The sequence below is a fragment of the Clostridium sp. LY3-2 genome (genome assembly GCF_024705715.1).
In the GTDB taxonomy this organism is placed as follows: Bacteria; Bacillota; Clostridia; order Clostridiales; family Clostridiaceae; genus Clostridium.
This window is the reverse complement of sequence record NZ_JAMDLQ010000024.1, coordinates 1-6,449: the sequence shown is the minus strand read 5'-3', so window position 1 is coordinate 6,449 and position 6,449 is coordinate 1. Positions and strand designations below refer to the sequence as shown.

7 protein-coding genes and 1 other annotated feature are annotated in these 6,449 nt (G+C 30.0%); of the genes, 1 reads left to right on the top strand and 6 read right to left on the bottom strand.

Annotated features, from left to right (window positions below):
• Positions 1 to 299: 299 nt before the first annotated feature.
• Positions 300 to 1,106, top strand: coding sequence for an HAD family hydrolase (locus M4I33_RS08320; protein ID WP_257916353.1), 807 nt, complete (start codon positions 300 to 302; stop codon positions 1,104 to 1,106).
• Between the two features lie 71 nt (positions 1,107 to 1,177).
• Here the strand turns inward: M4I33_RS08320 and fsa are convergent, their stop codons facing one another.
• The 6 genes from fsa to M4I33_RS08290 form a co-directional block, all read right to left on the bottom strand.
• Positions 1,178 to 1,822, bottom strand: coding sequence for a fructose-6-phosphate aldolase (fsa, locus tag M4I33_RS08315; protein WP_194192049.1), 645 nt, complete (start codon positions 1,820 to 1,822; stop codon positions 1,178 to 1,180).
• 127 nt (positions 1,823 to 1,949) lie between these two features.
• On the bottom strand, positions 1,950 to 3,224 hold the full coding sequence (gene serS / locus M4I33_RS08310) for a serine--tRNA ligase (RefSeq protein ID WP_257916352.1): 1,275 nt from the start codon (positions 3,222 to 3,224) through the stop codon (positions 1,950 to 1,952).
• Between the two features lie 57 nt (positions 3,225 to 3,281).
• Positions 3,282 to 3,485: a binding site (T-box leader), on the bottom strand.
• 75 nt (positions 3,486 to 3,560) lie between these two features.
• Positions 3,561 to 3,791 carry a DUF1667 domain-containing protein gene (locus tag M4I33_RS08305; RefSeq protein WP_194192051.1) on the bottom strand — a complete coding sequence of 77 codons (231 nt, stop codon included), beginning with the start codon at positions 3,789 to 3,791 and terminating at the stop codon, positions 3,561 to 3,563.
• A gap of 15 nt (positions 3,792 to 3,806) precedes the next feature.
• Positions 3,807 to 5,207, bottom strand: coding sequence for an FAD-dependent oxidoreductase (locus M4I33_RS08300; RefSeq protein ID WP_257916351.1), 1,401 nt, complete (start codon positions 5,205 to 5,207; stop codon positions 3,807 to 3,809).
• 20 nt (positions 5,208 to 5,227) lie between these two features.
• The gene (locus M4I33_RS08295; protein WP_257916350.1) at positions 5,228 to 5,737 is read right to left on the bottom strand and encodes a transcription repressor NadR; all 510 of its coding nucleotides are present in this window, start codon (positions 5,735 to 5,737) and stop codon (positions 5,228 to 5,230) included.
• A 17-nt stretch (positions 5,738 to 5,754) separates the two neighbouring features.
• On the bottom strand, positions 5,755 to 6,261 hold the full coding sequence (locus M4I33_RS08290) for an HD domain-containing protein (RefSeq protein ID WP_257916349.1): 507 nt from the start codon (positions 6,259 to 6,261) through the stop codon (positions 5,755 to 5,757).
• Between the last annotated feature and the right edge of the window lie 188 nt (positions 6,262 to 6,449).

Here is a 6,449-nt window from a genome sequence, read left to right as displayed (position 1 = left end):
ATTCGAACCCTGGGTACCCGCAAAGGTACGCCGGTTTTCAAGACCGGTGCCTTAAACCAACTCGACCATCTCTCCTCGATTACAGAAGTTATTATATCAAGCATAAAATATTATGTCAAGCATATTTATAAACTTTTTTTATTTTTTTCTTATAATAATAAATATATAATTAAATAATAACTACTCAAACCCTCTCTATATCTAGGTATTACAAAACTTAAAACATTTACAAAAAAACATTTAAATTTTCTTCTATATGTTATATGATAGATGTACACTCAAAATTTAGGAGGCTAATTATGAATTTATACATTTCAGATTTAGATGGTACATTACTTAATGAAAAAGCATTACTATCTGAATATTCAAAAGAAACATTAAACAAAGTTTTAGAATCAGATGTTAATTTTTCAATAGCTACTGCTAGAACTCCAGCGACAGTTATACCTATATTAGAAGGCTTAAATTTAAAACTTCCTATCGTAGTTATGAATGGTGCTGCGATGTATGATATAAATAAAGATCAATATTTAAATGAAAATTATATACAAAATACTTTAGCAAAAGAAATTACAAATGTTATAGAAGCTTGTGATGTAGCTTTCTTTACTTATACACTTTCAAATAATCATATCTATGCTTATTATGAAAAGAGTAATGAATTCCAAGATGAATTCATAAAAACAAGAACAGGAAGCCCTTACAAAACTTTTGTAAAAGGACAAGTTCCAAACTTCGATGAAGTGCTTTATTTCTTTATAAGAGATAAAAAAGAATCTGTTTTAGAAGTATATGAAAACCTTAAAAATATATCTGATCTTTATTGTGTTTTATATAAGGACGTCTATAATGCCGATATATATAACCTTGAAATATATAGTAACAAATCATCAAAAGCTAATTCTATTAAATTAATAATGGAAGAGAATAATTTTGAAAAACTAGTTGCCTTTGGTGATAACTTAAATGATTTACCAATGTTTGATTTAGCTGATGAGGGACTAGCTGTAGATAATGCAGTTATTGAACTTAAAGATATAGCAAGCGGAGTTATTGAAAGTAATATTGATAATGGAGTAGCTAAATATTTAGCAACTGTTATTTAAAACTAAAAGCTGTACTTGAAAATTCAAGTACAGCTTTTTATTAGTTTATATAAATTTATAGGTGTTTTTAATTATTTTTGTGATTTTTCGTAATCAGCTAAGAATTGACTTATTCCTTTATCTGTTAAAGGATGTTTTGTCATTTGAAGTATTACGTTATATGGAATAGTTGCGATGTGTGAACCTGCTAATGCAGCATCTAAAACGTGCATTGGATTTCTAACACTTGCTGAAATTATTTCAGTATCTATTCCGTGTATTTCAAACATTTCTGCTATTTCCTCTATTACTTTTAGTCCTGGGTTTCCTATATCATCTAGTCTTCCTAAGAATGGACTAACAAAGCTTGCACCAGCTCTTGCTGCAAGTAATGCTTGAAGTGGTGAGAATATTAAAGTTACGTTAGTTTTTATTCCTTCTTTGTGAAGTCTACTAACTGCTTTTAATCCCTCTTCACACATAGGTATTTTTATTACGATGTTTTTGTGAAGTTTAGCTAGTGCTATTCCTTCTTCAACCATCTTATCAGCTTCTAAGCTAATAACTTCTGCGCTTATAGGACCATCTACAATGCTACAGATTTCTTCTATAACTTCTTTTAAATCTCTTCCCTCTTTTGCTATTAAAGAAGGGTTTGTTGTTGCACCAGCAAGAACTCCAAGTTCGCTAGCTTTTCTTATTTCTTCTACATTCGCTGTGTCTATAAATATCTTCATTTGTTTTCCCCCTGATTCTTTAGTACTTTTTTATTATACATTGTATACGTTTTAATGACAACGATATCATGTGAACAAAGTGTAAAAAGAAAAGATGCCTTGATAAAACAATCAAGGCATCTAAAAATTATTTAATAACGTCTACGTTCATATATCTCTTTAATGCGTCTGGTACAGTTACTGTTCCATCTTCATTTTGATAATTTTCTAAGATAGCAGCTACAGTTCTTCCTACAGCTAATCCTGACCCGTTTAAAGTGTGAACGAATTGAGGTTTATCTTTTCCATCTCTGTATTTGATATTAGCTCTTCTAGCTTGGAAATCTTCAAAGTTTGAACAACTTGATATTTCAACATATCTGTTGTAACTTGGCATCCAAACCTCTAAGTCAAACTTTAAGGCAGCTGTGAATCCTAAATCACCTTTACAGATTCTAACCTTTCTGTATGGTAACCCTAATTCTTCTAATACTTCCTCTGCATCTCTAACTAATTTATCTAATTCAGCATATGAATCTTCTGGTCTAGTGAATTTAACTAACTCAACTTTGTTGAATTGATGTTGTCTTATAAGACCTCTTGTATCTCTTCCAGCTGAACCAGCCTCTGCTCTAAAGCAAGCTGAATATGCACAATGTTTTATAGGTAATTCTTCACCTTTTAAAATTTCATCTCTATACATATTAGTTACAGGAACTTCTGCTGTTGGTATTAAGAAGAATCCGTTGTTTTCTACTTTGAAAGCATCCTCTTCGAATTTAGGTAATTGTCCTGTTCCTGTCATACTGTTTCTGTTAACCATGTATGGAGGTAATATTTCTTCATATCCATGATCAAAAGCATGTTTATCCATAAAGTAGTTTAATACAGCTCTTTCAAGTCTAGCACCTAACCCTTTATACATAGTGAATCTTGAACCTGCTACTTTTCCGCCTCTTTCAGCATCAAGTATTCCTAAGTCAGCACCGATATCCCAGTGAGCCTTTGGTTCTCCTTCAAATACTCTAACATCTCCCCATCTTTTTATTTCAACGTTGTCCTCATCAGTTTCACCTTCTGGAACTTGTGGGTTTGGGATGTTTGGAATTCTTAACATGATATATTCTATTCTTTCATTTATTTCTGAAAGTTTAGTGTCATGTTCTTTTATTTCGTTTCCAAGTTCTTTCATTTCAGCCATTATCGCTGAAACATCTTCACCAGCTTTTTTTAATTTTGGGATTTCAGATGAAACTTGGTTTCTTTTGCTTTTTAAAGCTTCAACCTCAACTAATATATTTCTTCTGTCTTCGTCTAATTTAACAACTTCATCAATTACTGCTACATCGAAGTCTTCACCTCTGTTAGTTAATGCAGCTTTAATCTCTTCTGGATTGTTTCTGATTCTTCTTAAATCTAACATATCTATTCCTCCTATAACTATTTTTTTACATTAAAAAAAGAGCCTCGTGTCCCCAAACAAAGGGACGAAAGACTCCGCGTTGCCACCCTAATTGGTAAGAATTACTCCTTACCCTCTTAAAAGATTTAACGATTCCCACCGTACTGCTTATTTCACAGTCCCTCAGAAGGTAGATTCACACTAAACTGCTTACTAGTTTTCACCACCCACTAGCTCTCTTAAAAGCAAATCTATGTTACTTAGCCTCTTCAACGGTTTATTTATCAAAATATATATATAATATATTATATATACAAGTTCCTTGTCAATATTTTACTAAGTGTATTTAAAAATTTATTATATTTCTATAGTTTTAGTACAAACTATATCTACACCTGTATTCATTATATTTTTACAGATTAAATCCCCAACCTTTATAGGAGTTGAAACGTATATCCTCCCTATAACTTTTGATAATTCTTTCCATATGCTTATATCTACAGGTTCTGTACTTTTAACAGATACAACTTTATTGTTTGGGTCACCCTTAATTCTAACAACACTTGTAAAAATCTCTTTATTCTCCATAATTATTATTCCCCTTTAAACCTCATCAAATTCTTTAATTCTTCCTATAACTATCTTTGAATTTTTAGAGCTTCTAACTATTTCACTAGGCTTTTTATCCATCTCTCTAGCTAAAATATTTATAAGTTTTCTTATGCAATGAGAGCCGTGACAGTTTCCAAAGCCAGCTCCTGTTCTCTTTCTTATTCCTTCAATAGTTCTAGCCCCTAAAGGTCTTCTTATACAGTCTACAATCTCGCCTTCACTAACTTTATTACAAACGCAAATAATATTTCCGTATCTCTTGTCTACTCTTATAAGTTCGTTTATCTCTTCTTTATCTAATTCTCTAAATCTATAAGACTCTCTTCTTTTATCTACAAAGTCCTTTTTTAAACTAGAATTTAATAAAGCTACTATAGTATCTCTTATATTTTCAGCTATTGCCGGCGCTATAGTATGTTTTCCGTAGTGTTTCCCAGTTATTCTTATATAACCTTCTTTTAATTCACTATCATCTATAAAAATCTCATCTCTTTTATATTCTTCCCTTATCATATCACTGATATTTTCTTTTTTTAGTTCTGGTAATATTTTATTGCAGTAATGTATCCCTTCGTGAATATTTAATCTCTTAGGGTTTTTTACACCAAGCATATTACCACCTGTTATCATAGGAGTGTTTATAACAAATGATCTGTCATCTACAACTTCTATAACAATAGTATTAGTATTTTTCTCTAATTTATTTTCAACTAAAAAATAATTCATATTTTTTTGAGATGTAATTTCTTTTTCTTCTATTTTGTTGCTATCGTAGACATAGATTTCATCTGGAATAGTATTTATAACAAACCTACATTTAAATTTGTTTTTGTTAGTTTCAACAAAGAATCCCTTATTTATTTTTTGAATACTATTAACTTCTTCTTCTAATCTAAAGTTTACTCCATTATCAAAAGCGATCTCAGCATAAGATAATGCTAAGTCATAAGGTGAAACTATTCCTGTATTTTTTGAATATAGCGCCATCTTTACGTCATCAGTTATATTAGGTTCTATTTCTAGTATCTCTTCTCTATCTAAAATATCTACACCTAAAATACCTCTATTTCTAGCAGTTCTATACATATCTTTTATTTTTTCTATATCTAAATCAGTTTTAGCAAGTCTTAATGATCCTAAAGTCTTATATGGCACTTTAAATTTCTCACAAGCTTCTTTTACTAATCCTATACCTATATTCTCTAAACCTGCCATAACAGCATTAGAAGTTTCAGAGCCATCGTAAACAACAGCAGTGTTTGCAACTGCTATATCATCTGCTACGTCATAGTCTCTTTCTATTACTGCTATATTTAAGTTATATTTTGATAATTCATACGCAACTGTGCATCCTACAATCCCACCGCCAAGTATTAAAACATCATAGTCCATTAAAGTACCTCCCAAAAAAATTATATAATCATAAACCCTTTATTTTTTAATTCTTCCTTTATACATTCCATATCTTCTTTACTATAAGTAGATATAGTATGTAAATGAACTCCATCAGTAAGTTCAGATAAAGGTTTCGCACCACTTTCTTCATTCTTTTTCATAAATTTATTTAAATCATTTAGATTTTTAATCATTAAAATGCCTTTTATCTCTCCGTATATAGGGTGTTCTACTATTACATCTTCAATAGTTCCCCCATATTTTATAACACATTCTAATTCATCTTTCATTTTATCATTATCATGATTTACAGCTATTATGGACTTTATCTTACTTTCTTCATTCATAATAATATATCCGTCTGGAGTTGCTAATATATTATTTCCCTTTGCTCTTAATAGCGCTATATCCTTAACTATTATTTGCCTTGTAACCCCAAAATCTTTTGCAAAATCAATACCTTTTATAGGTTTATTACTTTGTATTAATTTTTTTATTATAAAATCTCTTCTACTTTTAGCGTCCATAAAAAACTCCCAACTAATTAGTTTCTATCATCACATATCTTTATAATCTCTAGATATTTATTTTCATTGTTCTTTGGTATTTCTAAATGATGGTTTTTAACAACATCTAAAAATTCATTATCGTACTTCAATCTATTTTTTAAGATATTTGCGCCTCTTACGGGATGGTTATAATATAAATCTATCTTTTTTATATTACTAAATTTTCTTATAGCACCTTTAGAAAACTTATCTAAAAGTACTAATATAGATTTATCTATAACATTAACTGATCCAGTAACTTTACCTACGTCATGAAGTAGTGCAGCTTTTCCTAATTTATATTTATTTATTTTTATATTATTTTTTTCAGCAAAATCTAAAGCATCATTACAAACTCTTATAGAATGATGTTTTTCCGAATGCCTTAATTTATTAAACACTTCTATTTCTTTTTGGTTTAAATAATTGTCAACTAGTTCTCCGTCTATAGGCTTAACATTTGAAGTTATATCCCAAATAAACTGTTTAACTCTATACAACATATTTAATATACCTCGAATTAAATTTATTATCCTACTCTTTATAATACCATTTTGGTTTTATCTAATCAATTTTTTAGAAAACAAAAAAGCCATGAATTTAAAATTCATGAGTTCTTTCACCTTTGGTGGAGGTAAGGAGATTCGAACTCCTGACCCCCTGCGTGCAAGGCAGGTGCTCTCCCAACTGA

Bases quoted from the DNA above. Each gene is read 5' to 3' on its own strand.
- M4I33_RS08295 (WP_257916350.1), bottom strand. From the start codon at position 5,737: ATGGACGCTAAAAGTAGAAGAGATTTTATAATAAAAAAATTAATACAA.
- M4I33_RS08320 (WP_257916353.1), top strand. From the start codon at position 300: ATGAATTTATACATTTCAGATTTAGATGGTACATTACTTAATGAAAAA.
- M4I33_RS08290 (WP_257916349.1), bottom strand. From the start codon at position 6,261: ATGTTGTATAGAGTTAAACAGTTTATTTGGGATATAACTTCAAATGTT.
- serS (WP_257916352.1), bottom strand. From the start codon at position 3,224: ATGTTAGATTTAAGAAGAATCAGAAACAATCCAGAAGAGATTAAAGCT.
- M4I33_RS08300 (WP_257916351.1), bottom strand. From the start codon at position 5,207: ATGGACTATGATGTTTTAATACTTGGCGGTGGGATTGTAGGATGCACA.
- fsa (WP_194192049.1), bottom strand. From the start codon at position 1,822: ATGAAGATATTTATAGACACAGCGAATGTAGAAGAAATAAGAAAAGCT.
- M4I33_RS08305 (WP_194192051.1), bottom strand. From the start codon at position 3,791: ATGGAGAATAAAGAGATTTTTACAAGTGTTGTTAGAATTAAGGGTGAC.